A 25,434-nucleotide genomic window follows, 5' to 3' on the forward strand; every position below is an offset into this window, starting at 1 on the left:
GTTCCGTGAGCCGCGCGCTTGTGATCGAGAAGGCACCGCCCCCTTGGCCGAAATGACCGAACTTGCCGCTTCCGACTTTCGCCCCGCGCAGCGGCATATCCGCCTGGATACGATCCTGCGGCTGCGCTGGCTCGCGGTACTGGGCCAGCTCGCCGCGATCTTCATCGTGGCGCAGGGGCTGGAATTCAACGTCGAGATCGTCCCCTGCGTCAGCATCATCGCCCTGTCGGCGGCGCTCAATCTGGCGCTCCAGACCGTGTCAAATCCGCTGCAGCGGCTGGAGCCCATGCAGGCGGCCGGACTGCTCGCGCTCAACATCGTGGAGCTGGCGGGTCTCCTGTTCTTCACCGGCGGACTCCAGAACCCGTTCTCGTTCCTGTTCCTCGCGCCCGTGCTGATCTCGGCGACCGCGCTGCCGGCCCGCTTCACCTTCGGCCTCGGCGTGCTGGCTGTCGCCTGCGCCTCGATCCTGTTCTTCTTCCATCTGCCGCTGCCCTGGGATTCCGACGATCCGCTGGTGCTGCCGCCGATCTATCTCGTCGGCGTCTGGCTCTCGATCGCGCTCGCGATCGGCGTCACCAGCCTCTACTCGTTCCAGGTCACCGAGGAGGCGCGCAAACTCGCCGACGCACTGGCCGCGACCGAGCTAGTGCTGACGCGCGAGCAGCATCTGACCCAGCTCGACGGCCTGGCGGCGGCCGCGGCGCACGAGCTCGGCACGCCGCTCGCGACGATCTTCCTGATCTCGCGCGAGCTCGAGAAGACGGTGAAGGAACCGAACTTTGCCGCCGACCTGAAGACCCTGCGCGAGCAGACGCAGCGTTGCCGCGACATATTGAGCAAGATCACCCAGCTCTCCTCCACCGGCGCGCCGTTCGACCGCATGAAACTGTCGGAGCTGATCGAGGAGGTGGTGGCGCCGCATCGCGATTTCGGCGTCGACATCAAGGTGCGCATCGCCGTCGCCATCGTGGCCGAGCCGGTCGGCTCGCGCAATCCGGCGATCCTCTACGGCGTCGGCAATATCGTCGAGAACGCGGTCGATTTCGCCCGCACCACTGTTGAAGTGAATGCGTGGTGGAACAAGGATACGATCGAGCTCGTGATCTCCGATGACGGTCCCGGCATTCCGCCTGACATCCTGAACCGGATCGGCGAGCCCTATTTGTCGCGGCGGCGCAACCAGGACGAAGGCGGCGGCCTCGGGCTCGGCGTGTTCATCGCGCGCACCTTGCTGGAGCGCACCGGCGCCAAGGTCTCGTTTACCAACCGGACCTTTCCCGACCACGGCGCAGTGGTCCAGATCACGTGGCCGAGAGAGCGTTTTGAGGCTATCGAGACCTTTGAAGAAACAATAGGATAGACCGCGACCTTGCGTCGCACGACGGGGTCGATCGACTATTGGCGCCCTTGGCACCGCCCGATTGCGCCGCCATATGTAGACGCGCTGGAGAGAGGACAAAACCTTGAACGCCATCGCCGAACTGAACGAACAGACCGACCGCTCGCTTCTGATCGTGGAGGACGACAAGCCGTTCCTGGAGCGGCTGTCGCGCGCCATGGAAACGCGCGGTTTTGCGGTGACGTCATGCGACACCGTCTCGGACGGCCTGGCGCAGATCGGCAAGGCGGCGCCGGCATTTGCCGTGGTCGATCTCCGGCTCGGTGACGGCAACGGTCTCGACGTGGTCTCGGCGCTGAAGAAGAAGCGCCCCGACGCCCGCGCAATCGTGCTGACCGGCTATGGCAACATCGCCACCGCCGTCACCGCGGTGAAGATGGGCGCGGTCGATTATCTCTCGAAGCCCGCGGACGCCGACGACGTCGTCGCGGCGCTGCTGTCGACCGGCTCGGACAAGTCCGAATTGCCGGCGAACCCGATGTCGGCCGACCGCGTGCGCTGGGAACACATCCAGCGCATCTACGAGATGTGCAACCGCAACGTCTCCGAGACGGCACGCAGGCTCAACATGCACCGGCGCACGTTGCAGCGGATTTTGGCCAAGCGCGCGCCGCGATAACGGTGTCGTAGGGTGGGCAAAGGCGCAATGCGCCGTGCCCACCGTGCCTGCTTCAATCTTTGACGTGGATGGTGGGCACGCTACGCTTTGCCCACCCTACGACATCCCGCGCGCGGCGCCGCTACTCCCAAAACTCCGCATGCCCCTGCGGATCGACCAGCCGGTTGATCCGCAACGCCGCAGCCATGCCAAATCGCAACGTCATCTGCTTGCGCGTGGCCGCAGCGAGCTTGTGCTCGGGCGCCTCGCAGTGCAGGTGCGCGCCATAGGCATCCGCGATGATCAGACCCGTGTCTTGCGGAAAGATCTCGCAAGGCAGGTCCTGCGTGAAGGCGAAGAACAGCCGGTCGCAATGCGCCCGGTATTCGTGCCATTTCTGATCGGCGCGCAAATCCTCCACCGACGATTTGATCTCGACGATCCAGATCTCGCCGCGCTCATTCAACGCGACGAGATCGGCGCGCCGCCCCGAGGGCAGCGGCAATTCGCTGATGCAGGTGAAGCCGAGCGAGCGCAGCAACCGCGCCGTGCCGCGCGCGATCGCCAGCGCCGTCTCGGATTGACGGCGGTCGGGTGGTGGCACGAGGGCAATGCGGGCGGGATTGTCCATGGGGAGAGGATAACCGATTCCTCCGTCGTCGTCCTGGCGAAAGCCAGGACCCATTACCCCAAGAGTTCGTTGGTGCACGAGCTAATAACCACCAGTCCTCGTCAAATTTTGGCCTGTGGCAATGGGTCCTGGATCTGCGCTTCGCTTGTCCAGGACGACAGTGGCGCGGAACCTCCCCTCCCCTACGCACTTATCACGCAGCCGCCGCACCTCGGCGGAACCACCGAGGCTGCGCGCGCATGATCGACGATCTCTGGTACAAGAACGCCATCATCTATTGCCTGTCCGTCGGCACCTATATGGACGCCAACGGCGATGGCATCGGCGATTTCAAGGGCCTGTTGCGCCGGCTCGATTATCTGCACGGCCTCGGCATCACCACGATCTGGCTGATGCCGTTCCAGACCTCGCCCGGCCGCGACGATGGCTACGATGTCGCCGACTACTACAGTGTCGATGCCCGCTACGGCACGCTCGGCGATTTCGTCGAGTTCACCCATGGCTGCAAGCAGCGCGGCATTCGCGTCATCATCGATCTCGTCGTCAACCACACCTCCGACCAGCATCCCTGGTTCAAGGCGGCGCGGAGCGACAGGAATTCGCCCTACCGCGACTGGTATGTCTGGTCCGACAAGAAGCCGGCCAACGCCAATCAGGGCATGGTGTTTCCCGGCGTTCAGAAATCGACATGGACGCGCGACAAGGAAACCGGCGCCTGGTACTTCCACCGCTTCTACGATTTCCAGCCCGATCTCAACACCTCGAACCCGCGTGTGCAGACCGAGATCTTGAAGATCATGGGCTTCTGGATCCAGCTCGGGGTCTCGGGTTTTCGCATGGATGCCGTGCCTTTCGTCATCGCGACCAAAGGCGCCAAGGTGAAGAAGCCGGCCGAGCAGTACGACATGCTGCGGACGTTTCGTGAATTCCTGCAATGGCGGCAGGGCGATGCCATCATCCTCGCCGAGGCTAACGTGCTGCCAAAGACGGACATGGAATATTTCGGCCGCGATGCCGACCGCATGCATATGATGTTCAATTTCCAGGTCAACCAGCATCTGTTCTATGCGCTGGCCTCGTCCGATTCCCGCCCGCTGGGGAAAGCGCTGAAGGCGACCAGGCCGCGGCCCGCCTCGGCGCAATGGGGCCTGTTCCTGCGCAATCATGACGAGCTCGATCTCGGGCGATTGACCAAGGCGCAGCGCGACACCGTGTTCAAAAGCTTCGGTTCTGACAAGGACATGCAGCTCTACGACCGCGGCATTCGCCGTCGCCTGGCACCGATGCTGGGTGGCGACCGCCGGCGGCTCGAGCTCGCCTACAGCCTGATGTGCACGCTGCCGGGGACGCCCGTGATCCGCTACGGCGACGAGATCGCGATGGGCGATGATCTGTCGCTGCCGGAACGCAATTGCGCGCGCACGCCGATGCAATGGTCGACCGAGCCGCATGGCGGCTTCACCACCAGCGACAAGCCGGCCTTGCCCGTCATCGACGAAGGACCGTACGGCTATCCGCACGTCAACGTCGCCAAGCAGCGGCGCGATCCCAACTCGATGCTGAACTGGACCGAGCGCATCGTCCGGATGCGCAAGGAGGTGCCGGAGATCGGCTGGGGCGATTTTTCGATCATCGCGACGCGCGATCCCGCCGTGTTCATCATGCGCTACGACTGGCGCAACAATTCCGTGCTGTTCGTGCACAATCTCGACGAGAAGCCGCGCGAGACTGCGTTCTCGGTGGGGCTGCCGGGCGAGGCCGGCGCGCACCTCATCAATCTGCTCGCGGAGGACCACAGCCACGCCGACAAGCGCGGCCAGCATCGGGTCGTGCTGGAGCCTTATGGGTATCGCTGGTATCGCGTCGGTGGATTGGATTATCTGTTGAAGAGGAGTGATATCGACAAGACGTTGCGGCGTAACAAGCATCCGGGATAGGAGGTGCGACCACACACTCCGTTGTCGTCCTGGCGAAAGCCAGGACCCATTGCCCCAATAGGTGATTGTCGTACGAAGTGATAACCACGATCTTCGCCAAACTACTCCTTGGGGTAATGGGTCCTGGATCTGCGCTTCGCTTGTCCAGGACGACGGTCAGGGCGGCGTGATGATCACGCCCTCATTGCCGCGCAAATCCAGCACGCCTTCGATCCGCTCCCCCTCGCGATCCAGGAATGTCGACAGCAGAATCTCGCTGCCGAACTTGATCGCGCTGGTGGTGACCGCGATCGGCTCGGGGCCGAGATTGAGCACCACGATCACCGCCCTGCCCTCGGCCTCGCGGCGATAGATCAGGAGATCGCCTTGCGCCGCGATCGGATGATAGTCGCCTGCGACCAGCGGCGGACACCCCTTCCGCAACGCGATCAGGCGCCTGTAGAGCGTCAGGATCGAACGTGAATCGGCCTCGAGATCGACGACATTGTTGCGGATGTGATCCTCCGGCAGCGGCAGCCATGGCCTGACCTCCGAGAAATCGGCGAAGTTGGACGAATCCCACTGCATCGGCGTGCGGCAGCCGTCGCGGCCGACACCGATGCCGGGCACGTTCTTCTCGAAGGGGTCACGCACGTCCTCAGGCGCGATCGCGAGCTGATGCATGCCGATCTCGTCGCCGTAATACAGCGTCGGCGTGCCGCGCAGCGTCAGCAGAAGCATGGCGGCGATGCGGGCCTGCTCCGGCCCGACGCGGCTTGCGACGCGCGGGCGATCGTGGTTGCCGAGCACCCAGTTCGGCCAGGCGCCTTTCGGCAGCGCCTTCTCGTAGTCCTCGACGATTTTCTCGATCGAGCGCGCGCTCCAGAAGGTCGAGAGCAGCGCGAAATTGAACGGCATCTGCGCGCCGGTGAGGTCGTTGCCGTAATAGGCCATCAGGCGATGCAGCGGCAGATAGATCTCGCCGATCAGGACGCGGGCATCATAAGCATCCGTGACGCGGCGCATCTCGGCGATGACGTCGTGCACCTCGGGCTGGTCGGTGGAATATTGCGTGAGGATCTTTTCGTTCGGCGGCCGGCTCTCGACATAATGCGGGTTCGGCGGATTGTCGCGGAACTCGGCGTCCTTGATCAGGTGCCAGATCACGTCGACGCGAAAGCCGTCGACGCCCTTTTCCAGCCAGAACCGCATCACGTCATAGATCGCGGCGCGGACATCGGGATTGCGCCAGTTGAGATCCGGCTGTTGAGCGAGGAAGGCGTGATAGTAGTATTGACCGGTGGTCTCGTCGAACTGCCACGCACTGCCGCCGAACTCGGACAGCCAATTGTTCGGCACGCCGCCACCCTCGCCCGGGTCGCGCCAGATGTACCAGTCGCGTTTGGGATTGTCGCGCGAGGAGCGGCTCTCGACGAACCAGGGATGCTGGTCCGAGGTGTGGTTCGGCACGAGGTCGAGGATCAGCTTGAGGCCGTTGTCATGCGCGGCGGCGAGAAGCGCATCGAAATCCGCCATCGTGCCGAACAGCGGCTCGATGCCGGTGTAGTCGGAGATGTCGTAGCCGAAATCGGCCATTGGCGAGGGGAAGATCGGCGACAGCCAGATCGCGTCGACGCCGAGCGATTTCACATAGGGCAGCCGCTGCAAAATGCCGGCGAGATCGCCGACACCGTCACTGTTTGAATCCTGAAAGGAGCGCGGGTAGACCTGATAGAAGATGCCGTCGCGCCACCAATTGCTGCCGCCCTGAGTCATGCGGGAAATCCATCCAAAAACTGCTTCTCGCGCGGGAGAACGCGGAAGGAGCGCCCCGGTTCAAAACAGCAGGCGAATTGAGACCGCCGTGTGACGATGTCCGCGGCCGTTCCCGTGCCCCGGGGACAAATCTTTTGCTTGGCGGCATGGCAAAAATCGGCATTGTGACACCATGACAGAGCAAAACGAGACACAAGCCGAGGCAGGCGCGAAAGCGGGCGCGATCATCGTCCCCGTGACGCTGTTCGAGCAGAATTGCACTATCATCTGGGACGAGCCTTCCAAGAAGGCCGTGGTGATCGATCCCGGCGGCGACGTGCCGAAGATCCTCGACGCCATCAAACAGACCGGCGTCACCGTGGAGAAGATCTGGCTGACTCACGGCCATATCGACCATGTCGGCGGCGCGGCTGAACTGCGCGACGCGCTGAAGGTGCCGATCGAGGGCCCGCATGTCGCGGACAAATTCCTGCTCGACAACGTGGTCGAGAGCGGCGCGCGGTTCGGCATGACGGGGGTGCGCAATTTCGAACCGGACCGCTGGCTCGACGAAGGCGACAGCGTGGCGATCGGCGATCTCCAGTTCGAGATCTATCATTGCCCCGGCCACTCGCCCGGCAGCGTGGTGTTCTTCAACAAGGATCTGCGCTTCGCCCATGTCGGCGACGTCCTGTTCGCGGGCTCGGTCGGTCGCACCGATCTGCCCGGCGGCAGTCACGCGACCCTGATCGACTCGATCAAGACCAAGCTGCTGCCGCTTGGCGACGATGTCGGCTTCATCTGCGGCCACGGCGCCGGCTCGAGCATCGGCCAGGAGCGGATGACCAATCCGTTCATCACCGGCGAGATGTAGCTTTTGTTTGAGCATGATCTGTTCGGAAAACCGCTTCACACTTTTCCGGATCATGCTCTATTCCGCGGCGTCTGCGAACGCCGCGGGCTGGTTCAGGTTGCGGTCGCCCCATTCGCGGATCGCAGCGACGACGGGCACAAAACTCTTGCCTTATCGGCGCGACGGCCTGAGTTACTTCATCAATCCCGCGGCCGTGAGCGCGCGCGTGATGATCTGGCCGAGATCGAAGCCGCGGGCCTCCTCGCGCTTCGACTCGGCCGTCTCTTCGGCGACCGCGGCGCGGATCGAGCGTGCCAGATGCGGCGCGGGCGAGCGGGCCGGCGTCGGCTTTGGTTCGGCCTTCTTCGCCGCGTCGGGAATCCAGCCGGTGAGGCCGAAGAATTTGGCGATGTGATAGGACGAGGAGATGCCGGCCTCGATCAGGAACGCGCCTTCCACGCCATAGCGCTGGTCGTTGTCGGCAAGGCCGAGCGGCGTGCCGTGGGCCATGTCGGTGATGGCGTAGGATTCGACGAGAGTCTCGCCGTCCTTGTTCCACCAGGCCTGGCGCGGATAGCCGTCGATGTTGGTTTCTGCCATCGGCGCGTCAGGCAGATCGTGCAGGTCGAGCCATTGCTTGACGATCTCGTTGGCATTGCCGGGATTGACGGTGCGATCGGCGCTGCCGTGCCACACCGAGATCCTGGGCCAGGGCCCGCGATGATTCGAGGCCCGCCGCACCAGATCGCCAAGTTCGCGGGCCGGCCGCTCCGGGGAATGAAACATGCCGTCGAGCGCCTCGCGCAGATTCGTCGCAATGCCGTAGGGAAGTCCCGCGATGACCGCCCCGGCCGCGAAGACTTCAGGGTAGGTCGCGAGCATCACCGATGTCATGCCGCCGCCGGCCGACAGGCCCGTGATGAAGATGCGCTTGGGATCGACGCGATGCGTTTCGATCATGTGCGCGATCATCTCGCGAATCGAGCACGCCTCGCCGCTGTCCCGTGCCGTGTCTTCCGGATTGAACCAGTTGAAGCAGGTGTTGCTGTTGTTGACGCGCTGCTGCTCGGGCATCAACAGCGCGAAGCCGTAGTGCTCGGCGAGCGTCGACCATCCGGCACCGAGATCGTAGCTTGCCGCCGTCTGGCCGCAGCCGTGCAGCACGACGACGAGCGCGCGCGGCTTCTGCAGTTGCGGCGGCACGAACGCGAACAGGCGCAGATTGCCGGGATTGTCGCCGAAGCCCGTAACCTCCTGCAACGGACTGGAGGCATCGGCGCTCCGGCCAAAGTCGGCGAAGCGCAATCCGTCCAGCTTTGGCAGACGTCTCAAGAGGTCGACATTTCTGGTTAACGACACGGCAGCTCCTGGCAGGCGACGTCCCAACGTCCACCCAAACCAAATAGTTGCTGCAGCGCAAAATAAAAAGACCGTGTGCTGTCAATGACGAGTAAATCGCGGGAAAACCTGCAGAAATCCGCACGTATTAACCGCAATGCCTCAACTTCGTGCAGATACACGGCGCATCCACGCCAGGAATGCGGCGCAGATCATGATTAACGTCACAAACAGCGCGAGCGAGACGAGAAATCCTGCGCGCGCTGATTGCACGGCTTCGACGGCGAAGAACACCGCGCCGATTGCGGCCACTCCGGCCGCATTTCCAATCTGCGCCGTGGTGCCGTAAATGCCGGAGGCAGAACCTGCGGCCACGGGCTTCACCGTCGAGAGCACCGCGCCGGAGAGCGGCGCCATCACCAGCCCCTGACCGTAGCCGAACACGATCATGGTGAGCGCGAGCAGGAGCGCGGACGGCGCATCGACAGAGAACGCGACAAGCGCAAGCGCCGCGAGGCCCGCGATCTGAAGCGCGCAACCTTCGATCAAGACCCTGGTGCCGCGATGGCGCGCCCGTGCGCCGCTATGGCGCGAGGCCACGACGAAAGCGAGCGCGAGCGGAATGAAGGCCATGCCGGCCGCGAGCGGCGGGATTTTCAGCCCTCGCTGCATGAACAGCGTCATGACCAGATAGAACGAGAGATTGGCGAAGAAGAAAAAGAACGCGGCGCCGAGACCGCGCAGGAAAGCGGCGTCCGCCAGCAGGGAGAGATCAATCAGCGGCATGCCGCCGGCGCGTGCCACCGCATGCTCCAGTTTCGGGAACGCCAGGAGGATCACGGCGCCGATCGCCATCACCAGCCACAACCACGGTGCCCAGCCGACATCGTGACCGAGCAGCAGCGGACCGATCATGCACAGCAATCCGGCAAACAGGACGATGCTGCCCGTGATATCCAGCCGCGTGCCGGCGCGGTGCGGCACTGAGGGCATGATGCGCCAAGCCGCCACCGCGATGACGAGACCGCACGGCACATTGACGAAGAACACCGAGCGCCAGCCGGTGCCGGCGAGATCAATCGTGACCAGGAGACCGCCGAGCAGAAAGCCCGCGGCACCCGCGAGCCCCAGCACGATGCCGTAGATGGCGAAGGCGCGGCTGCGCTGTTCATCGGTGAACAGGAGATGCAGCGTCGCCAGCACCTGCGGCACCATCAGCGCGGCGGAGGCACCCTGCGTCAACCGCGCCACGATCAACTCCGCACCGGATCGCGCTAGTCCGCACCACAGCGACGTCAGGGTGAAGCCGAGCAGGCCAGCCAGGAATACGTTCCTGGTGCCGTGAATGTCGCCAAGCCGGCCGCCGGTGACGACCAGCGTGGCATAGGCGATCAGGTAGATCGCGATGACGGATTCGATCTGCGCCGGCGACGCCTTCAACTCGACCGCGATGGTCGGAATGGCGACGTTGACCACGAAGGCATCGACGCCGAACATGAACTGGGCGGCCACGACGATCGCCAGCACCCACCAGCGACGGGACGTATCGACCTGCTTTGTGACGGTTTGGTGCATCGGCGCGCGACCCTTCGGATGTCCTTGCCGATCATCGCAGGCCCAATGCGGCGCTGCGATTACCTCGAAGGTAGGATCCTCGCGCGCTCCGCCTCTCTCCGCGTGCCCGCGAGAGGGAGACGACACATGCATGGCTGCATTCCGCCGTGCGGGACATCGCGCGATTGCGTTCGCTGCCTCCAGCACGTAGCTTCGCGCCACAAACAAACAAAAAATGTAAGCTGGAGAGAACGCCATGGCGCGCCTGAAGTTCGGAGCCTTCCTTGCCCCGCATCATCCGATCGGGGAGCATCCGATGCTCCAGTTCCGGCGCGATCTCGATCTGGTCGAGCAGCTCGATGCACTCGGCTATGACGAGTTCTGGTGCGGCGAGCATCATTCCTCCGGCTGGGAAATGATCGCCTCGCCGGAGATGTTCCTGGCTGCGGCCGGCGAGCGCACCAAGCGGATCAAACTCGGCACCGGCGTGGTGTCGCTGCCCTATCACCATCCCTACAACGTCGCGCAGCGCATGGTGCAGCTCGACCACATGACCGGCGGCCGCGCCATCTTCGGCTCCGGTCCCGGCGCGCTCGCCTCCGATGCGCATACGCTCGGCATCGATCCGATGACGCAGCGCGACCGCCAGGACGAGGCGATCGGCGTGATCCGCCGCCTCTTCAATGGCGAGCGCGTCACGGCGAAGAGCGACTGGTTCACCATGAACGACGCCGCGCTGCAGCTCCTGCCGCTGCAGGAAGAGATGCCGTTTGTGGTGGCCTCGCAGATCTCGCCCTCTGGCATGACGCTCGCCGGCAAATATGGCATTGGCATCATCTCGCTTGGTTCGATGACGACGCAGGGGCTGATGTCGCTGCAGCAGCAATGGCAGTTCGCCGAGGACGCGGCGAAAAAGCACGGCACCAAAGTCGATCGTGCGAATTGGCGCGTGCTGCTGACCTGGCACATCGCCGAGACCCGCGAGCAGGCGCGTCGCGAGGCCGGCGCCGGGCTGATGCGCTGGCACAACGAATATAATGTCGGCACGTTGCAGCGGCCGGGCCTCACCGCGTTCGCCTCACCCGACGAGGCCGTGGACAAGACCGCGTTCGTCGACGGCGCGGCCTCCGTCATCGGCACGCCCGACGACCTCGTCAAGATGATCAAGAACGTGATGCAGGTCTCCGGCGGCGTCGGCGCCGTCATCGGCTTCGTGCACGACTGGGCTAACCCGGAGAACACGCGTCGGAGCTGGGACCTTGTCGCGCGCTATGTCGTGCCCGAGATCAACGGCTACATCGACGGCTTGCGCAAGTCGCAAAAATTCGTGATCGAGAACCGCGCGATCTTCGAGCGTGCGGGACAGGCCGTGATGGCCAAGATCATGGAAAACGAGAAGGCCGCCGAGGCTTTGAAGGTGACCGGCGCGGGCCGCGTTGCGATTCCGGCCGTCAATGCCCCGGATTTGCAGAAGGAAGCGGCGAAGCGGTAAGCGCGGAATCATCGTCACCGAATTGTGCTATGTTGGCCGGGTCCAGCCAACCGGAGCAATCGTCATGTCGATGCAGAATGTGGCCGCCCCTGCGCTCGGCTTCACTCCGCCCAGGCGCAACGAGCTGACACATATCCCCGGCGACGAAGGCTGGCCGATCATCGGCAAGACCTTTCAGGTCCTCGCCGACCCCAAGGGGCACATCGAGTCGAACGGCGCCAAATACGGCCTGGTCTATCGCACGCATTTCTTCGGCGAGACCAATGTCGTGCTGCTCGGCCCCGAGGCCAACGAGCTCGTGCTGTTCGACCAGCAAAAGCTGTTCTCCTCGACCCATGGCTGGAACAAGGTGCTCGGCCTGTTGTTCCCGCGCGGATTGATGCTGCTGGATTTCGAGGAGCACCGGCTGCATCGCAAGGCGCTGTCGGTCGCGTTCAAGTCCGGCCCGATGAAGTCGTATCTGAGCGATCTCGACCGCGGCATCGCCGCCCGCGTCACGCAGTGGAAGGCGAAACCCGGCGAGATGCAGCTTTATCCGGCGATGAAGCAGCTCACGCTCGATCTCGCCGCCGCATCCTTTCTCGGCGCCGATATCGGGCCGGAGGTCGACGAGATCAACCGCGCCTTCATCGATATGGTCGCCGCGGCCGTCGCCCCGATCCGCCGACCGCTGCCCGGCACGCAGATGGCGGCCGGCGTCAGGGGGCGCAAGCGCATCGTCGCTTATTTCCGCGAGCAGATTCCGCTGCGACGCGGCAATCACGGCGGCGATGACCTGTTCTCGCAGCTCTGCCGCGCAACCCACGAGGACGGCGCCCTGCTCTCGGAACAGGACATCATCGACCACATGAGCTTTCTGATGATGGCGGCGCACGACACGCTGACCTCGTCGCTGACGTCGTTCATCGGCGAGCTCGCGGCAAATCCCGGCTGGCAGGACAAGCTTCGCGCGGAAGTCATGGCACTGGGGCTCGCCCCTGACGCGCCGAGCAGTTTCGACGATCTCGAAAAGATGCCGCTGTCAGAGATGGCGTTCAAGGAAGCGCTGCGGATCAAGCCGCCGGTGCCCTCGATGCCGCGCCGCGCCATGCGCGATTTCACCTTCAAGGGTTTTTCGATTCCCGCCGGCACCGCGATCGGCGTCAATCCGCTCTACACGCACCACATGAAGGACATCTGGCCGGAGCCGGACCGCTTCGATCCGCTGCGTTTCACCGAGGAGGCCCAGCGCAACCGCCACCGCTTCGCCTGGGTGCCGTTCGGCGGCGGCGCGCATATGTGCCTCGGCCTGCACTTCGCCTACATGCAGGCCAAATGCTTCGCGCGGCACTTCTTGCAGAACATCGAGGTATCGCTGGAGCCCGGCTACAAGCCGGACTGGCAGATGTGGCCGATCCCGAAGCCGCGCGACGGATTGCGGGTGCGGGTGAAGGCGGTGTGAGCATTGCAGTCGTCATTGCGAGCGAAGCGAAGCAATCCAGACTGCGTCCGCGGAAGCAGCCTGGATTGCTTCGTCGCTTCGCTCCTCGCAATGACGAAACTATCCGGCCCCCTCATCGAACGCCTTGCGCAAAGCCACGTAGCCCTGCTGCTGCTGGCTCCAGTTGCGGCCGCCGGTCATCGCGCCGTCGATGACGAGGTCATGGCCGTTGATGAAGCTGGATTCGTCGCTGGCCAGGAACACCGCTGCATGGGCGATGTCATCGGGAAGCCCGGCGCGCGGGATTGGCTGCGCGGTCTTGTAGATCTCGCGCATCACCGCCTGCGTCTTCTCCGCCGCCTCGGTCGAAAGCCCGAGCGCCTTGCCGAAAATGCCGGTCGCGATGGCGCCGGGCGAGATCGAGTTGACGCGGACATTGGATTCGCCGAGCTCCATCGCCACGCATTTGGTGAGATGGATCACCGCCGCCTTGGCCGCACCATAGACCATCGAGGACGAGAAGCCGGCGAGACGGCCGGCGATGCTGCCATTGTTGATGATGCTGCCAAATCCCTGCTTCTTCATGTGGGGTGCGGCGTGTTTCATGCCGAGCATGACGCTGCGCAGCAGGGTCGCCATCGCCGCATCGAAGCGCTCGACCTCGAGGCCTTCGATGCCGCCGGTCTGCGCCGGGCCGCCGGCATTGTTGAACAGGCAGTCGATGCGGCCGAATTTTTCGATCGCGAGCGCGATCAGCGCCTGCATCTGCGCTTCCGCCGTCACATCCGTCTGGCGGAAGACGCAATTCGACCCGAGCTGCTTCGCCAGCGCCTCGCCTTCCGGTACACGCCGCCCCGCGATCACAATTTTGGCACCTTCGGCAACGAAGACTTCTGCAGTCCGCAACCCGATCCCGCTCGTCGCGCCCGTGATCACCGCGACCTTGCCATCCAGCCTGCCCATGGAATGTCCCTGTTTTCGAACCCCTTGACGCCAAATGGCGGACACCGATCGACGACGGCGCCGCGACGGTCGGCGCCGCAGCAGGCACTATTCCTGCCGGCTTCCGACAAGGCAAGCTTTGCTTGGGGCCGGCGACATGCGTAACATTCCTGGCGACCGCTCGATTGTCGAACGCATATCGCGACCGGACTGCGCATGGCGAAGCTGATCGACGAATTCCGCAAGGGCTGGCAGGGCGTGGCACCGCCATCGCTCGGCCTCAGCCTTGCGTTTGCGGTCGCCTGCCTGCTGGTTGCGACGCTGGCGCGCTGGGCTCTCGCCCATGTGCGGCCCGACGTCTATTTCACGCCGTATTTCCCGGCCGTGTTCTTTGCGGCCGCGTTCGGCGGCTTCCGCATCGGCATCATCACGGCGCTGGTCGGCGGTGTGCTCGGCGTCGTCGTGAACTTTGGCGATGCGCTTGCCGATAACGCGCGATTCGCCCTGCTGGCACTCTATTGGGCGGTCTGCGCGCTCACCATCTGGGGCGTCGAGCACTATCGCTCGCTACTCGTCGAGCAGCGCCGGATTTCCAGGCGCCTGATCGAGGAAGAAGACTACCGCAAGCTGCTGGTCGACGAACTCCAGCACCGGCTGAAGAACAAGCTGTCGACAGTGCATGCCGTGCTGCATCAGGTGCTGCACGATCAGCCGCAAATCTGGGCCCGGATCGATCCGCGGCTGCGGTCGCTTGCAGCGACCGACGATTTGATTTCGCGGATCGACAAGGCCGGCTGCGACATCCGCGACCTGCTGATCTCCGAGCTCGGCCCTTACGGCCATGTCCGCTTCACGCTCAACGGCGACCGGCTGTTCCTGCCGCCGAAGCTTGCGGTCACGCTGTCCCTGATGTTTCACGAGCTCGCCACCAACGCGGGGAAATATGGCGCGTTCTCCGCGCCGCGCGGGTTGTTGCAGGTGTCATGGACCGTCAGCGACGACCGTCTGACCGTGACCTGGGATGAAACCGAGGGCCCGAGTGTCGACAAGATCTCCGAGCCGGGTTTCGGCACCAAGCTGTTGAAGTCGGCGCTGTCGGCCTTCGACGGCAAGACGGAGGTCTCCTATCTCAGGACCGGACTTCATTGCACCATGCAATGCCGTATCCCCAAGGACGGTTAGACACGGCGCAAACGAAATCCGTTCGCGTGCGTCGTTCGCGGTTTCGCCGGACGCGTTGACGCCCCGTTAATGACGATGGGCTGCGCGCGTCGCATCGCCGCAAAACACCACCGTAATTCTCCGGGCCCCTTAACCAAACTTAAGAGGGAACCGCGCAAGATCGCGCCCATTGCAAAGGCGCGCTGAAACAACAAGATTCATGACTTCTATGAACGACAACAAATATTCCGGCGCGAGCGAAGCCGAACTCGGATTCCTCAAGGAAATCGTTAGAATGCTGCCTGCCGGCCTGACCGTGCAGGATGCGCAAGGCGAACTTCTCCTGGTCAACGATGTCGCGGCCGCCCAGCTCGGCATGGACGGCAGCCGCCCCTCGCGCGATCTCGCGCCGCGCCAGAAAGCCTGCCGGCAGGCCCTGAGCTCCGGTCAGGCGGTGGTCGCCGAGGAAGCGCTCCACGACGGAGCCGCACGCCAGGTGCTGCTGACCACCCATCGTCCGATCCGCCTTGACGGACGTGAGCTGCTGATCTCGGCCTCCTCCGACATCACCGAGCAGAAGAATTTCGAGGACCAGCTGTTCCGCTCGGCCTATTTCGACGAGCTGACCGGCCTGCCCTCGCGGCGGGTGATCGAACATCGCGCCACCAGCCTGCTCGCGCAGGGTCGCGCCGGCGAGCGCTTTGCGCTCGCCTTTCTCGACGTCGACAATTTCAAGCACATCAACGACTATTACGGTCACACCGTGGGCGATGCCCTGCTGGTCGAACTGTCGAAGCGGCTTGGACGCGGCCTGCGCGATTCGGACATGCTGTCGCGCATCTCCGGCGACGAATTTCTGCTGCTGCTGTCGCCGATCAAGAATCAGGAGGAAGTCGCCGAATTCATGCAATCGACGCTGGAGCGGCTGACGGCGCCGTTCTTCATCGACAATTCGGAAGTGTTCGCCTCAACCTCCGTCGGCATCAGCCTGTACCCCGATCACGGAAGCAGCTTCGAGACACTGCGCCAGAACGCCGACATCGCGATGTACCGCATCAAGAACGACGGCAAGGGATCGGCGGCCTTCTTCGACTCCAGCATGGAGCGCGAGGCGCTGGCGCGGATGAAAATCGAGCAGTCGCTGCGGCAGGCCATCCTGGAGAAGCGCTTCTGCTGCGCCTTCCAGTCCAAGGTCGACATCCGCACGCAGGAGGTGAAGGGCATCGAGGCCCTGGTTCGGCTGCGCGACGACGAGGGCGTGATCCAGGCGCCGGGCTCGTTCATCAATCTTGCCACCGAACTCGGGCTGATCGACGAGCTGACCCATCTCGTGCTCGCCGAGATCGTCAAGTCAATCGACCTGATCAACGAGACGTTCGGTGCGGAAGCGACCATCAGCATCAACGTCGCGGCCAAGCAGGCCGGCAACCCCGAATTCATGCGCAGCTTTGCCCAGGCGCTCGACGACACCAGCTTTCCGCAGCGCTTCATGATCGAGGTTACGGAAGACGCCTTCGTCGCCAAGAATCATTTCCAGGCCGAGATCCTGCCGATGTTCCGCAAGCTCGGCGTCGCCATCTCGATCGACGATTTCGGCACCGGCTATTCCTCACTGTCGGCGCTGGCCGACATCACCGCGGACGAGATCAAGATCGACCGCTCCTTCATTACCGATATCCATAAGCGCCCACGCAACCAGGGAATCCTGCGCGCGATCGAATCCCTGAGCGAAGCGCTCGGCATGACCGTGATCGCCGAAGGCATCGAATCCTACGAGGAGCTCGCCTACCTGCAGGCTGCGACCAAGATCCGCTACGCGCAGGGCTATTATTTCTCCCGGCCGATCTTCCTGGAGGAGCTGAAGCTCGCAACGCCGATCTCCAGCGAAGCACGCGCCAGTGTCACAAACCGCTCGACGCAACAGAACCGGCAGGGCTATTCCCGGGCGAACGGATACCGGCGGTAACCCCGCGCCTTTGGTTACTTTGCAAAGCCTGAGCAGCCCGTTCCGGGGGTGAGGTCAACAATTGCATCTGCCGATTTCTTCGGCGGAAGCGATCCGGCGCGGCCGGGCCGGGACAATGTCACACATGCCGGTCGCGTGGTCCGCCGGAAGGTGGAATTGCAATGTCCGCACGGTTGTGCAAATCGCTATGACCAAAGCATTTCATCAGGAGGGACCACCGTGCGTCGATCACTCGTCATGGCAACCACCATCCTCGCCCTCGCCGCGGGCACCTCCGCACAGGCCGACGATCTCAAGGTCGCGCTGATCTATGGCAAGACCGGCCCGCTCGAAGCCTATGCCAAGCAGACCGAGACCGGCCTGCAGATGGGTTTTGAATACGCCACCAAGGGCACCATGACGCTCGACGGGCGCAAGATCGTCATCATCACCAAGGACGACCAGGGCAAGCCCGATCTCTCCAAGGCCGCGCTCGCGGAAGCCTATCAGGACGACAAGGCCGACATCGCGATCGGCACGACCTCGTCGGCCGCGGCACTCGCGATCCTGCCGGTCGCCGAGGAGAACAAGAAGATCCTGATCGTGGAGCCCGCGGTCGCGGATCAGATTACCGGCGAGAAGTGGAATCGCTACATCTTCCGCACGGCGCGCAACTCGTCGCAAGACGCGATCTCGAACGCGGTCGCGATCGGCAAGCAGGGCGTCACCGTCGCAACGCTGGCGCAGGACTACGCCTTCGGCCGCGACGGCGTCGCCGCCTTCAAGGAGGCGCTCGGCAAGACCGGCGCGACGCTCGCCGCCGAAGAATATGCCCCGACCTCGACCACCGACTTCACCGCGGTCGGCCAGCGCCTGTTCGACGCGCTAAAGGACAAGCCGGGCCGCAAGGTGATCTGGGTGATCTGGGCCGGCGCCGGCAATCCGCTGGCGAAACTCCAGGACATGGATCCGAAGCGCTACGGCATCGAGCTGTCCACCGGCGGCAACATCCTGCCGGCGCTCGCCGCCTATAAGGGCCTGCCCGGCATGGAAGGCGCGACCTATTATTTCTATTCGATCCCGAAGAACCCGGTGAACGACTGGCTGGTCGCCGAACACCAGAAGCGCTTCAACGCGCCGCCGGACTTCTTCACCGCGGGCGGTTTCGCCGCCGCGATGTCTGTCGTGGCCGCCGTCACCAAGGCGAAGTCGACCGACACCGAGAAGCTGATCACGGCCATGGAAGGCCTGGAGTTCGACACGCCGAAGGGCAAGATGATGTTCCGCAAGGAAGACCATCAGGCGCTCCAGAGCATGTATCACTTCAAGGTCAGGGTCGATCCGAATGTCGCCTGGGCCGTGCTCGAGCCGGTGCGCGAGCTGAAGATCGAGGACATGGACGTTCCGATCAAGAACAAGCGCTGATCTTTCTTCCTTCACCTCCCCCGCTTGCGGGGGAGGCCGGGAGAGGGCGCTGTCCTCTTGGGGGTTCTCGCCTGAGGAGGCACCCTCTCCCCAGCCCTCCCCCGCAAGCGAGGGAGGGGGCGCAGCGTGATCGCGGATACACTTCCAACCAAACCCGATCGAAAGTTTCGATGACGCTCTCCCTCGAAACCCGCGACCTCACCATCCGCTTCGGCGGCCATGTCGCGGTCAACAACGTCACCTGCAGCTTCCGGCCGGGCGAGCTCACCGCCATCGTCGGCCCGAACGGCGCCGGCAAGACCACTTATTTCAACCTGATCTCTGGCCAGCTCCGCGCATCGAGCGGCAGCATTCTATTCGACGGCACCGACATCACCCAGCATTCCGCGCCGATGCGGACGCGCGCGGGCCTGGGGCGCGCCTTCCAGCTCACCAACCTCTTTCCGAATCTATCGGTGGAGGAAAACGTCCGCCTCGCCGTGCAGGCCGCTGACGGCACTCACTACGACATGCTGCGGCCCTGGATGGTCCGCCGTGATCTGATTGCGCGCGCCGATACGATCCTGGATCAGGTCGCGCTCGGCGGCCGCCGCGGCGTCGCCGCCACCGCACTGTCGCATGGCGACCAACGCAAGCTCGAGGTCGCGCTGATGATGGCGCTCGAACCAAAGGTGTTCATGTTCGACGAGCCGACCGCAGGCATGAGCATCGACGAGGTGCCGGTCGTGCTGAACCTGATCGCGCAGCTCAAGCAGGACAAGAGCAGGATCATCCTCCTCGTCGAGCACAAGATGGACGTGGTGCGATCGCTCGCCGACCGCATCATCGTGCTGCATAACGGGCAGCTTGTTGCGGACGGCCCTCCGGCCGAGGTGATCGCATCACCGATCGTGCAGGAAGCCTATCTCGGCGTCGCGCCCAATAAAGTTGGAGGGAGCGCAGCATGACCGATCTGTTGAAGCTCTCCGGTGTGCACACTCATATCGGCCGCTATCACATCCTCCAGGGCATCGATCTCGCTGTCGCGCAGGGGCAGACAACGATGCTGCTCGGCCGCAACGGCGCCGGCAAGACCACGACGTTGCGCACCATCATGGGCCTCTGGCAGGCCTCCTCCGGCGAGATCAGACTCGCCGGCGAGCGCATCGAGAGCCGCGCGACGCCCGACATCGCGCGGCTCGGCGTCGGCTACGTGCCGGAGAGCATGGCGGTGTTTTCGGATCTCACGGTGAAGGAAAATCTGGTGCTGGCGGCGCGCGACGGGCCGCTCGAGGACACCCAGCTCGACTGGATCTTCGGCTTCTTCCCCGCGCTGCGCCGGTTCTGGCTGTCGCGCGCGGGAAGTCTCTCGGGCGGACAGAAGCAGATGTTGTCGATTGCCCGCGCCATCATCGAACCGCGCAAGCTCCTGCTGATCGACGAGCCGACCAAGGGGCTGGCGCCCGCGATCGTGATGGCGCTGATCGAGTGTCTGAAGGAGATCAAGCGCAAGGGCGCTACCATCCTGATGGTCGAGCAGAATTTCTTTGCGGCCCGCGAGCTCGGCGACGACGTGCTGGTGATGGACAACGGCACCATCGTCCATCGCGGCGAGATGGCGGCCTTGGCGGCCGACGTGCCGCTGCAGGAGCGACTGCTCGGCCTGAGCCTGGAGACGCATCAATGACCGAGCTCGCCGCAACCGATCCGCTGCCGAAGCCCAAGCGTGACATCGCGCCGATCCTGCTGCCGATCGCGGTCGCCCTGGTGATGATTCCGCTGATCGGCTCGCCCAGCACCTGGCTGACGCTGACGGCCGCGAGCCTCGCGATGGGCATGATGATCTTCATCATGGCCTCCGGCCTCACGCTCGTGTTCGGCCTGATGGACGTGCTCAATTTCGGGCATGGCGCCTTCATCGCGGTCGGGGCCTATGTCGCGACCCTGGTGCTGGCGCCGTTCGCGGCCTCCCTTCAGGCGGATTCGCTGTGGATGAATCTCGCGGTGCTGGCGCCGGCGGCATTGCTGTCGATGGCGGTGTCCGGCGCGCTCGGCCTGATCGTCGAGCGGGTGCTGATCCTGCCCGTCTACGGCCAGCATCTGAAGCAGATCCTGATGACGACGGGCGGCCTGATCGTCGCCGAGCAGACGCTCTATGCGGTGTGGGGGCCGCAGATCATCCCGACGCCGCTGCCGACGTCGCTGCGCGGTTCCTTCATCCTCGGCGACGTCGCGATCGCGAAATACCGCGTGCTGGCGACGCTGATCGGCCTTGCCGTCTTCATCGCGATTCAGCTCGTGCTCAACCGAACCAAGCTCGGGCTTCTGATCCGCGCCGGCGTCGAGAACCGCGAGATGGTCGAGGCGCTCGGCTATCGCATTCGCCGCCTGTTCCTCGGCGTGTTCATGACGGGATCAGCGTTGGCCGGCCTCGGCGGCGTGATGTGGGCGCTGTATCGCGAGCAGGTCCACGCCTCCATGAGCGACGACCTCACCGTCTTGATCTTCATCGTCGTCATCATCGGCGGCCTCGGCTCGATCGGCGGCTGCTTCATCGGCGCGATCCTGGTGGCGATGATTGCCAATTACGGCGGCTTCCTGGTGCCGAAGCTCGCCCTCGTCTCCAACATCCTGCTGATGGTCGCCATTCTGATGTGGCGGCCGCGCGGCCTCTATGCGGTGACCAGCCGATGATGATCCTGTCAGGCGATCCGCCGCGCAGCCGCGTGCTCACGCTCGTTCTCCTCGTCATCATCCTGGCGCTGGTGGCGATGCCGTTCCTGTTTCCCGGGGCGAAGGCGCTGAACGTCGCGGCCAAGATCTGCGTCTTCGCCGCGCTGGTCGCCTCCTACGATTTGCTGCTCGGCTATACCGGCTCGGTGTCGTTCGCACACACCATGTTCTACGGGATCGGCAGCTACGCGATCGCGATCGCGCTGTACGGGATGGGCCCGAATTGGGGTGCGGTTGCAACCGGCATCGTGGTCGGCCTGCCGCTTGCCGCGCTGCTTGCGCTTGCGATCGGGCTGTTCTCGCTGCGGGTGGCTGCGATCTTCTTTGCCATGATCACGCTCGCGGTCGCATCCGCCTTCCAGGTGCTGGCCTCGCAGCTGTCCTGGCTGACAGGCGGCGAGGACGGACGCAGCTTTCAGCTGCCCGAGCTGCTCAGGCCCGGCACGGTGCTGATCTCCAAGAACGTGCTCGGATTCGAGTTCAACGGCCGCATCCTGACGTACTATCTGGTGTTCGCCGTCTCGGCCCTGATGATCCTCGCTTTGCTGCGGGTGGTGAACTCGCCGTTCGGGCGCGTGCTGCAGGCGATCCGCGAAAATCGCTTCCGCGCCGAGGCGCTCGGCTTCCGCACCGTCTTCCACCTGAGCTACGCCAACTGCATCGCCGCACTGGTCGCCGCCGGCGCCGGCATTCTTAATGCACTGTGGCTGCGCTATGCCGGCCCCGATACCTCGCTCAGCTTCTCGATCATGCTGGACATCCTGCTGATGGTCGTGATCGGCGGCATGGGCACGATCTACGGCGCGATCATCGGCGCCACCATCTTCATCCTCGCCCAGAACTATCTGCAGTCGCTGATGGGCGTCGCCTCCAAGGCGGCGTCGGAAGCCGGCCTGCCGCTGCTGCCCGGACTGTTGCATCCCGACCGATGGCTGCTGTGGCTCGGGCTGCTCTTCATCGCCAGCGTCTACTTCTTTCCGACGGGCGTGGTCGGGCGGCTGCGTAATCTCGGCAGCGACAAGAGCGCGGGCAGCTCGCATTAACGCGCGATTCATGATGCAGCGCGGCGGCTCGCTGGACACGACTGCGATCACGCAACGAGATTAACGCTCAGGTAACTGGCTTTCCTAAGCTTTACGCCATTTGTGTGCTGTATTCCTGTCCCTCCAGGGAGGGGGAATGCGCCAGGTCTTTGCAGGAATTGCAGCCGGAATGTTCCTAGCCGCGAAGCACGGCTGGGAGGCAGCCATTCGGCGCGGACCGGTGCTGTGGCTCACTTTGTGCGGCGTGTTGCTGGTCGCGGGGATCTTCGCGGTGACCGCCATGGCCGTCGGCGAATTTCGCGAACGTACCCTGACCAACCGCGAACGCGAGCTGGAAAATACGGTGCAGCTGATCGCGCGGCACTTCGATCAGCAATTTGAAGATTCCGACATCGTCGCCGCCGATGTGATCGGGCAGATGAATCTGCCGGAGATCAGTTCGGCCGCGATGTTCCGCGAGCGCATGTCCGGACCCGCGACGAACCAGATGCTGCGGAGCAAGATCGGCCCGGTGTCCTACCTCGGCGACATCGCGATCTACGATGCCGACGGCGAACTGATCAACTGGTCGCGGCCCCAGCCGCTGCCCAAGATCAACATCTCCTCACGCGCCTATTTTCAGACCTTCAAATCGAATCCGATGGCCGAACCGGTGGCGCTGGAGTCGGTCCGCAGCTTCATCATCGGAAAATGGACCACGATTGTCGCGCGTCGGCTGAGCGGCGCGGACGGCAGCTTCTTCGGCACGATGGTCCGCCGGATCGATCCGGACAGCTACCAGAACTATTTCGCGTCCGTTGCGCTTGCGGAGGGCACGGCGATCTCGCTGTTCGACCGCAATGGCAAGATGCTGTCGCGTTACCCGCATGTCGAAGAGCTGATCGGCAGGGACTTCAAGGACGCACCGCTGATGCGCAAGATGCTGGCCGAAGGTGGCCGGCACACCCTGCGCGTCAGGGGCCCGATCGACGGCGACGAGCGCCTCGGCTCCGGGGCCTCGCTGTCGCACTTCCCGCTGGTCATCGTCGCGACCAACACCACGAGAGCCGCGCTGGCCGACTGGCGGCAGCAGACCGGTTTCATGGTCACCACCGCTGCGCTTTCGGCCACCGTGATTGCGCTGATCCTGTTCCTGATCGTTCGCCAGATCAACCGGCAGAACCGTGAGGCGCAGCAACGGCTGGAAGCGGAGCGCGGGCGGCTCGACACCGCCTTGAACAACATGTCGCAAGGGTTGATCCTGTACGATGCCGCCGGATACATCGTCACCTGCAACCGCCGCTACGCCGATATGTTCGGCCTCTCTCACGATGTCATCAAGCCCGGCTGTCACATCCGCGAGGCGATGTATCATCGCAAGGAGCGCGGCGCGTTCGAAGGCGATGTCGAGGCATTTTGCGCCGACGTCATGAGGATCGTCGCGGAGGGCACGGTCTCCACGAGAAGCCATCACTTGCCGAGTGGCCGAGCTTTCCAGGTCATCAACACTCCGCTCGCGCAGGGCGGATGGGTGGCCACGATCGAAGACATCACCGAGCGGCGCAAGCTGGAGCAGGAACGCGACCGCAACTACATGTTCCTGCGCGAGATCATCGACCACATCCCGTCGCAGATCACCGTGAAGGATGCTCAAACGCGGCAATATCTGCTGGTCAACCGGACCGCCGAAGAGCAATTCGGCCAATCGAGTGAAAACATCGTTGGCAAGACTCCCTTCGACATATACCCGGATGCCTCCGCCCGAGTCGTCACCGACGATGACAGCAAGGCGCTGAAGTCGGGCGAGAGATTGTTCAAGGACGAGCATGCCTGGCAGAGCCAGGCCAAGGGGATGCGCTACATCACCTCGACCCGGATCGGAATCCGCGACGAATCCGGCGAGCCGCGTTACCTCATCAACGTCGTCGAAGATGTCACCGAACGGCGGCGCGCCGACGAGAAGATCGCGCATATGGCGCATTACGATGCGCTGACCGACCTGCCCAACCGGGCGCTGTTCCGCGAGCAGATCGAGCGCGAACTGGAGAAGGTCGGCGGCGGCAGCCAGTTTGCGCTGCTCTATATCGACGTCGACGAGTTCAAGGGCATCAACGATTCGCTCGGTCATCACGTCGGCGACGAGCTGTTGAAGGGAATCGCGGCCCGCATCCGCAGCTGCCTCGGACCGGGCGACCTGATCGCGCGGCTCGGCGGCGACGAATTCGCGGTGATCCAGACCGGGATCAAATCATCCGCCGACGTGGTGTCATTCGTGACGCGGATCTTCGAGGCGATCCGCCGGCCCTATCATTGCTTCGGCCATCAGCTCTCCACCGACGCCAGCATCGGCATCGCCATGGCACCGCAGGACGGCACCGATCTCGACCAGCTCATCAAGAATGCCGATCTCGCGATGTACGGCGCCAAGGCCGAAGGACGCCGCACTCACCGTTTCTTCGAGCCGGAGATGGATGCGAGCGCCAAGGCGCGCCTGAGCCTGGAGCAGGATCTGCGCCAAGCCCTGGTGAACGGCGGTTTCGAGATCCACTATCAGCCGCTGGTCGACCTGCGCACCAACGAAGTCTCGGGATGCGAGGCGCTGCTGCGCTGGCGGCATCCCGAGCGCGGCATGGTGTCGCCGGCGGAGTTCATCCCGATTGCCGAGGACACCGGCTTGATCAACGAGCTCGGCGACTGGGTGCTGCGCATGGCCTGCAACGAGGCCGCGACCTGGCCGGCGCATGTGCGTGTCGCGGTCAACGTCTCGCCGGTGCAGCTCAAATGCGAGACGCTGGCACTGCGGATCGCCGGCGCGCTCGCGGATTCCGGACTTGCCCCGTGCCGGCTCGAGCTCGAGATCACCGAGGCCGTGCTGATCCGCGACGACGAGGCGGCGCTCTCGATCCTGCACCAGCTCCGCGCCATCGGGGTGCGCATCGCGCTCGACGATTTCGGCACCGGCTACTCCTCGCTCAGCTATCTCAAGCGCTTCCCGTTCGACAAGATCAAGATCGACCGCTGCTTCGTCGCTGATATCGCCGAGACGAGCGGCGCGCCCGTGATCGTGCAGGCGGTGGTGAACATCGCCGCCGCCAGCAACATGACCACGGTCGCGGAGGGCGTCGAAACCGAGGCGCAGCGCGAGATGCTGCGCGCGCTCGGCTGCACGGAGATGCAGGGCTATCTCTTCAGCAGACCGAAGCCGGCCAGCGAAGTGCGAAAGCTGTTCGGCCCAAACCATGCCTTGCCGGTGGCGGCGGTGGCCTGA

General features: G+C 64.0%; 19 protein-coding genes. 14 read left to right on the forward strand and 5 right to left on the reverse strand.

The window, feature by feature from the left end; genetic code table 11:
• Positions 1–52 precede the first annotated feature (52 nt).
• The gene (locus ABIB80_RS03290) at positions 53–1,363 is read left to right on the forward strand and encodes an ActS/PrrB/RegB family redox-sensitive histidine kinase (protein ID WP_007598177.1); all 1,311 of its coding nucleotides are present in this window, start codon (positions 53–55) and stop codon (positions 1,361–1,363) included.
• 103 nt (positions 1,364–1,466) lie between these two features.
• Entirely contained in the window at positions 1,467–2,021 is a 555-nt protein-coding gene (locus tag ABIB80_RS03295; protein ID WP_007598178.1) for an ActR/PrrA/RegA family redox response regulator transcription factor, read from the forward strand.
• A gap of 121 nt (positions 2,022–2,142) precedes the next feature.
• Here ABIB80_RS03295 and ABIB80_RS03300 read toward each other — a convergent pair whose 3' ends face one another.
• A complete protein-coding gene (locus ABIB80_RS03300; protein WP_035993816.1) occupies positions 2,143–2,631 on the reverse strand; it encodes an MmcB family DNA repair protein in 489 nt (162 codons plus the stop codon).
• A gap of 239 nt (positions 2,632–2,870) precedes the next feature.
• On the opposite strand from ABIB80_RS03300, the gene ABIB80_RS03305 reads away from it, so the two are divergent.
• The gene (locus tag ABIB80_RS03305) at positions 2,871–4,568 is read left to right on the forward strand and encodes an alpha-amylase family protein (RefSeq protein WP_007598182.1); all 1,698 of its coding nucleotides are present in this window, start codon (positions 2,871–2,873) and stop codon (positions 4,566–4,568) included.
• A gap of 156 nt (positions 4,569–4,724) precedes the next feature.
• Here ABIB80_RS03305 and ABIB80_RS03310 read toward each other — a convergent pair whose 3' ends face one another.
• Positions 4,725–6,323 carry an alpha-amylase family glycosyl hydrolase gene (locus ABIB80_RS03310; RefSeq protein ID WP_007598184.1) on the reverse strand — a complete coding sequence of 533 codons (1,599 nt, stop codon included), beginning with the start codon at positions 6,321–6,323 and terminating at the stop codon, positions 4,725–4,727.
• A 172-nt stretch (positions 6,324–6,495) separates the two neighbouring features.
• Here ABIB80_RS03310 and ABIB80_RS03315 point away from each other — a divergent pair, with 172 nt between their 5' ends.
• Entirely contained in the window at positions 6,496–7,176 is a 681-nt protein-coding gene (locus tag ABIB80_RS03315; protein ID WP_007598186.1) for an MBL fold metallo-hydrolase, read from the forward strand.
• Between the two features lie 171 nt (positions 7,177–7,347).
• Here the strand turns inward: ABIB80_RS03315 and ABIB80_RS03320 are convergent, their stop codons facing one another.
• On the reverse strand, positions 7,348–8,514 hold the full coding sequence (locus ABIB80_RS03320) for an extracellular catalytic domain type 1 short-chain-length polyhydroxyalkanoate depolymerase (protein WP_007598188.1): 1,167 nt from the start codon (positions 8,512–8,514) through the stop codon (positions 7,348–7,350).
• A 141-nt stretch (positions 8,515–8,655) separates the two neighbouring features.
• Complete coding sequence (locus ABIB80_RS03325; protein WP_007598190.1) at positions 8,656–10,068, reverse strand: MFS transporter; 1,413 nt, start codon at positions 10,066–10,068, stop codon at positions 8,656–8,658.
• 235 nt (positions 10,069–10,303) lie between these two features.
• Between ABIB80_RS03325 and ABIB80_RS03330 the strand changes: the two genes are divergently transcribed.
• Complete coding sequence (locus tag ABIB80_RS03330; protein WP_007598192.1) at positions 10,304–11,539, forward strand: LLM class flavin-dependent oxidoreductase; 1,236 nt, start codon at positions 10,304–10,306, stop codon at positions 11,537–11,539.
• A 64-nt stretch (positions 11,540–11,603) separates the two neighbouring features.
• Positions 11,604–12,980, forward strand: a complete 1,377-nt coding sequence (locus tag ABIB80_RS03335; RefSeq protein WP_007598194.1) for a cytochrome P450 — start codon at positions 11,604–11,606, stop codon at positions 12,978–12,980.
• Positions 12,981–13,079: 99 nt separating this feature from the next.
• On the opposite strand, the gene ABIB80_RS03340 is transcribed toward ABIB80_RS03335, so the two are convergent.
• Positions 13,080–13,922 (reverse strand): SDR family NAD(P)-dependent oxidoreductase, encoded by an 843-nt coding sequence (locus ABIB80_RS03340; protein WP_007598198.1) that lies wholly within the window; start codon positions 13,920–13,922, stop codon positions 13,080–13,082.
• Between the two features lie 195 nt (positions 13,923–14,117).
• Between ABIB80_RS03340 and ABIB80_RS03345 the strand changes: the two genes are divergently transcribed.
• The 8 genes from ABIB80_RS03345 (at position 14,118) to ABIB80_RS03380 (ending at position 25,434) form a co-directional block, all read left to right on the forward strand.
• The gene (locus tag ABIB80_RS03345) at positions 14,118–15,083 is read left to right on the forward strand and encodes a sensor histidine kinase (protein ID WP_007598200.1); all 966 of its coding nucleotides are present in this window, start codon (positions 14,118–14,120) and stop codon (positions 15,081–15,083) included.
• A 208-nt stretch (positions 15,084–15,291) separates the two neighbouring features.
• Positions 15,292–17,028, forward strand: a complete 1,737-nt coding sequence (locus tag ABIB80_RS03350; RefSeq protein WP_035993821.1) for a putative bifunctional diguanylate cyclase/phosphodiesterase — start codon at positions 15,292–15,294, stop codon at positions 17,026–17,028.
• A 237-nt stretch (positions 17,029–17,265) separates the two neighbouring features.
• Positions 17,266–18,432: a substrate-binding domain-containing protein gene (locus ABIB80_RS03355; protein ID WP_246648586.1), complete on the forward strand. Its 1,167-nt coding sequence runs from the start codon at positions 17,266–17,268 to the stop codon at positions 18,430–18,432.
• Positions 18,433–18,602: 170 nt separating this feature from the next.
• Entirely contained in the window at positions 18,603–19,379 is a 777-nt protein-coding gene (locus ABIB80_RS03360) for an ABC transporter ATP-binding protein (RefSeq protein ID WP_007598207.1), read from the forward strand.
• Positions 19,376–20,098, forward strand: coding sequence for an ABC transporter ATP-binding protein (locus ABIB80_RS03365; protein ID WP_007598210.1), 723 nt, complete (start codon positions 19,376–19,378; stop codon positions 20,096–20,098). Before ABIB80_RS03360 ends, ABIB80_RS03365 begins: the two co-directional genes overlap by 4 nt.
• Positions 20,095–21,105, forward strand: coding sequence for a branched-chain amino acid ABC transporter permease (locus ABIB80_RS03370; protein ID WP_007598211.1), 1,011 nt, complete (start codon positions 20,095–20,097; stop codon positions 21,103–21,105). The genes ABIB80_RS03365 and ABIB80_RS03370 overlap by 4 nt, the downstream gene beginning before the upstream one ends.
• Entirely contained in the window at positions 21,102–22,187 is a 1,086-nt protein-coding gene (locus ABIB80_RS03375) for a branched-chain amino acid ABC transporter permease (protein WP_007598213.1), read from the forward strand. The genes ABIB80_RS03370 and ABIB80_RS03375 overlap by 4 nt, the downstream gene beginning before the upstream one ends.
• 136 nt (positions 22,188–22,323) lie before the next feature.
• The gene (locus ABIB80_RS03380; protein WP_354127078.1) at positions 22,324–25,434 is read left to right on the forward strand and encodes a bifunctional diguanylate cyclase/phosphodiesterase; all 3,111 of its coding nucleotides are present in this window, start codon (positions 22,324–22,326) and stop codon (positions 25,432–25,434) included.

The sequence above is a fragment of the Bradyrhizobium sp. i1.15.2 genome (genome assembly GCF_040548425.1).
GTDB lineage: Bacteria > Pseudomonadota > Alphaproteobacteria > Rhizobiales > Xanthobacteraceae > Bradyrhizobium > Bradyrhizobium canariense.

What these genes read in the sequence shown, in the direction of transcription:
- ABIB80_RS03290 (WP_007598177.1), top strand. Translation starts at nt 53, where the DNA reads ATGACCGAACTTGCCGCTTCCGACTTTCGCCCCGCGCAGCGGCATATC.
- ABIB80_RS03300 (WP_035993816.1), bottom strand. Translation starts at nt 2,631, where the DNA reads ATGGACAATCCCGCCCGCATTGCCCTCGTGCCACCACCCGACCGCCGT.
- ABIB80_RS03305 (WP_007598182.1), top strand. Translation starts at nt 2,871, where the DNA reads ATGATCGACGATCTCTGGTACAAGAACGCCATCATCTATTGCCTGTCC.
- ABIB80_RS03310 (WP_007598184.1), bottom strand. Translation starts at nt 6,323, where the DNA reads ATGACTCAGGGCGGCAGCAATTGGTGGCGCGACGGCATCTTCTATCAG.
- ABIB80_RS03315 (WP_007598186.1), top strand. Translation starts at nt 6,496, where the DNA reads ATGACAGAGCAAAACGAGACACAAGCCGAGGCAGGCGCGAAAGCGGGC.
- ABIB80_RS03325 (WP_007598190.1), bottom strand. Translation starts at nt 10,068, where the DNA reads ATGCACCAAACCGTCACAAAGCAGGTCGATACGTCCCGTCGCTGGTGG.
- ABIB80_RS03330 (WP_007598192.1), top strand. Translation starts at nt 10,304, where the DNA reads ATGGCGCGCCTGAAGTTCGGAGCCTTCCTTGCCCCGCATCATCCGATC.
- ABIB80_RS03335 (WP_007598194.1), top strand. Translation starts at nt 11,604, where the DNA reads ATGTCGATGCAGAATGTGGCCGCCCCTGCGCTCGGCTTCACTCCGCCC.
- ABIB80_RS03340 (WP_007598198.1), bottom strand. Translation starts at nt 13,922, where the DNA reads ATGGGCAGGCTGGATGGCAAGGTCGCGGTGATCACGGGCGCGACGAGC.
- ABIB80_RS03345 (WP_007598200.1), top strand. Translation starts at nt 14,118, where the DNA reads ATGGCGAAGCTGATCGACGAATTCCGCAAGGGCTGGCAGGGCGTGGCA.
- ABIB80_RS03350 (WP_035993821.1), top strand. Translation starts at nt 15,292, where the DNA reads ATGAACGACAACAAATATTCCGGCGCGAGCGAAGCCGAACTCGGATTC.
- ABIB80_RS03355 (WP_246648586.1), top strand. Translation starts at nt 17,266, where the DNA reads ATGGCAACCACCATCCTCGCCCTCGCCGCGGGCACCTCCGCACAGGCC.
- ABIB80_RS03360 (WP_007598207.1), top strand. Translation starts at nt 18,603, where the DNA reads ATGACGCTCTCCCTCGAAACCCGCGACCTCACCATCCGCTTCGGCGGC.
- ABIB80_RS03365 (WP_007598210.1), top strand. Translation starts at nt 19,376, where the DNA reads ATGACCGATCTGTTGAAGCTCTCCGGTGTGCACACTCATATCGGCCGC.
- ABIB80_RS03370 (WP_007598211.1), top strand. Translation starts at nt 20,095, where the DNA reads ATGACCGAGCTCGCCGCAACCGATCCGCTGCCGAAGCCCAAGCGTGAC.
- ABIB80_RS03375 (WP_007598213.1), top strand. Translation starts at nt 21,102, where the DNA reads ATGATGATCCTGTCAGGCGATCCGCCGCGCAGCCGCGTGCTCACGCTC.
- ABIB80_RS03380 (WP_354127078.1), top strand. Translation starts at nt 22,324, where the DNA reads ATGCGCCAGGTCTTTGCAGGAATTGCAGCCGGAATGTTCCTAGCCGCG.